This is a genomic window from Candidatus Sulfotelmatobacter sp., from assembly GCA_035498555.1.
Classification (GTDB): Bacteria; Eisenbacteria; RBG-16-71-46; order RBG-16-71-46; family RBG-16-71-46; genus DATKAB01.
Genome location: DATKAB010000188.1, coordinates 1 through 2,647 on the forward strand (window position 1 = coordinate 1; position 2,647 = coordinate 2,647).

General features: G+C 68.0%; 3 protein-coding genes. All 3 read right to left on the reverse strand.

What is annotated here, in order from left to right; genetic code table 11:
• On the reverse strand, positions 1–480 hold a 480-nt coding region (locus tag VMJ70_14935), incomplete at its 3' end, for an alanyl-tRNA editing protein (protein ID HTO92424.1).
• 2 nt (positions 481–482) lie between these two features.
• Complete coding sequence (locus VMJ70_14940; protein HTO92425.1) at positions 483–1,532, reverse strand: sigma 54-interacting transcriptional regulator; 1,050 nt, start codon at positions 1,530–1,532, stop codon at positions 483–485.
• Positions 1,529–2,368, reverse strand: coding sequence for a hypothetical protein (locus VMJ70_14945; protein HTO92426.1), 840 nt, complete (start codon positions 2,366–2,368; stop codon positions 1,529–1,531). The genes VMJ70_14940 and VMJ70_14945 overlap by 4 nt, the downstream gene beginning before the upstream one ends.
• Between the last annotated feature and the right edge of the window lie 279 nt (positions 2,369–2,647).

The window sequence follows — 2,647 nt, forward strand, 5'->3', positions numbered from 1 at the left end:
TGCCACGGTCACGGGGCGGTTCTCGAGAACGACCTCGTTGGCGCGGCGGACGGCCTCGCGGGCGCGATCGCGAGTGAGCGATTCCGTGTCGAGGTCGATGGTCGACGTTGCCGGGCCGAAGTGCACGCTCACCGTGGCGGCCCCGAACAGTTCGTCGAACACCGCCGACAGGAGGTGCTGGCCGGTGTGCTGCTGCATGTGATCGAACCGGCGCGCCCAATCCAGCTCCGCCTCACACTCCTCGCCCCCCGGCTCGCCCTCGATCAGGTGCCAGACGCGGCCGTCGTCCTCGGCCTGGACGTCCAGCACGCGAGCCGCGCCGATCACGCCGCGATCGGCGAGCTGTCCGCCGCTCTCCGGGTAGAAGTACGAGGCGGCGAGCTCCAGCGCCGGCTTGCCACCGACGGTCGCACGATCTTCGATTCGCGCGCGGAAGCGGGTGGTATAGCTGTCGTCGTAGTAGAGACGTTCGGAAGCCATGGTCAGCTGGTCCGCTTGAGTCCGTATTGCCGGAGCTTTCGCCACAACGTGGTGCGCGAGATGCCGAGCTGCTTCGCGGCATTGGTGGCATTGCCGTGATGCCGGGCCAGCACGCGCTGAATGTGCTCGCGCTCGACCTCGGCGAGCGACCAGTCCTCGCGGAGGCCAAGCTCGCCCGCGCTCGGCCGCTCCCCCGCTCCGGCGGGCTCGCCGTCCGCTTCGCCGCCTCGCGGCAGCATCCGCGGCAAGCGGATCGCGCCGGGCAGATCGCCCGGCTGGATCTCGGAGCCCTCGGCCACCGCCACCGCGTGATCGACCGCGTTCTCGAGCTCGCGCACGTTGCCCGGGTAATCGTAGCGCTCGAGCAGCGCCGCCGTCTCGGGCGAGAAGCTCATCCGATCCCGGCCCTCGCGGCGCGCCGCGCGCTCGAGGAAGTACGAGGCGAGGAGCCCGATGTCCTCCCGGCGTTCGCGTAGCGGCGGCAGCTCGATCTGCACGACGTTCAGCCGATAATAGAGATCTTCGCGAAAACGCCCGGCTTCGATCTCGTTCTGCAGATCGCGATGGGTGGCGGCGACCACTCGAACGTCTACGTGCCGTGGCGTATCCTCGCCGACCCTGCGCACCTCGTTGTTCTCGAGCACGCGCAGCAGCTTGACCTGGCTGAGCGGCGGCATGTCGCCGATCTCGTCGAGGAACAGCGTCCCGCGGTCCGCCGCCTCGATCAGTCCGCGTCGCTCGAGGCCCGCGCCCGTGAACGCGCCTCGGGCGTGGCCGAATAGCTCGCTTTCCATGAGCGATTCGGGGATCGCGCCGAGATTGACCGGCACGAAGGGGCCCTGGGCGCGGCGCGATTGGACGTGGAGCGAGCGGGCAATCAGCTCCTTGCCCGTGCCGCTCTCCCCCAGCAACAGGACGGTGCTGTCAGTGGCCGCGACGCGCGAAACCAATCGCAGGATGCGCTGAATCTTTGGACTCGCGCCAATGATATTGGGCAGGAATGAATCGGAGACCGGCGGCGCGGCACGGCGTTGGGAAGCGTCGGCTCTCATCGGCTGGAGCTCTCCGCCTCGGCCGGCTCCTCTTCGAGCGGCGCTTCGCGGGCCGGTTGATCGCCCATGCCTCCCGTTCGCATCCCGAACGGCCCGATCTCGACGCGCGGAGATTCGACCTCGACGAGACGCAGATAGAAGAAGGTCCAGGCGTACTGGATGAGCGTCGTGACGAAGGTCAGCACCACCTGAGTGGCCGCGACCCACAGCCCGATCCCCGGTTGCGGAAAGATCCAGGCGAGGATCGTCATCGTGAAGATGACGCTCAGTCCGATCAGAGTGGACAGCGTCACCATCTCGAGCCAGCGCTCGAAGCGGCCCTCGGTGAGGAGGAACGAGCGCCCGAACGCGCCGGCGAGATGGGGTTCGTCGAGCACCACGGCTTCGGTGGCGCACGAGAGCCGGAAGCTGAGCAGCAGTCCCGGCAGCAGCAGGAAAAGCGATGCGAACACCAGCGCCAGGCTTCGCACCATCTCCGTCACGAACAGCCACGGCAGCCGCGCGAACGAACGCGCGTAGCAGTCCAGCACCGAGGCCGGTTTCGCGCTCCTCGGCGTGTTGAACACCGAACGCGCCCGGAATCGCATCATGCCGCAGGTGATGAGCAGCAGGACGAAGTCCACGATGAGCGCCGAGCCCGAGATCGCGTACACCGGCCAGCCTGCGTCCGGGTGGTCGACCGGCGAGAGCAGCGCGGGAATCAGGATCCACGGGCCGCGCAGCAGGAGGGGCACGAGCAGCGACTGGACCGGATCCCGGCGCATCGCCAGATCGAAGGCCAGCGCGAAGGCGTGGCGCGCGGAGACCGGCGCAAGCGGGCGAATGGCGGTGGACATGGGGTCGCCGCGCGAGTGCGCGGCCGATTGACACTAGAGATCGGCGCTCACCCGTGTCAAGCAGCGAAGCCTTAGGTCCTGCTCCGAAGATTGCAGTTGCGCCTGCTGATGCCGGGGATGGGGGCCCGAGGGAGACCAACTCACGCCGCGTACTTGAGGGTGTGGCGCTGGTTGCGGGTGAAGGCTCGCGTCCGAATGGTTCTCCAGTAGTACTTCTCCCATCGCTCCGGTAGCTCGATGCGCGTGGGGAAGAGGCGCTGCTCGAGGATCTGCCTGACG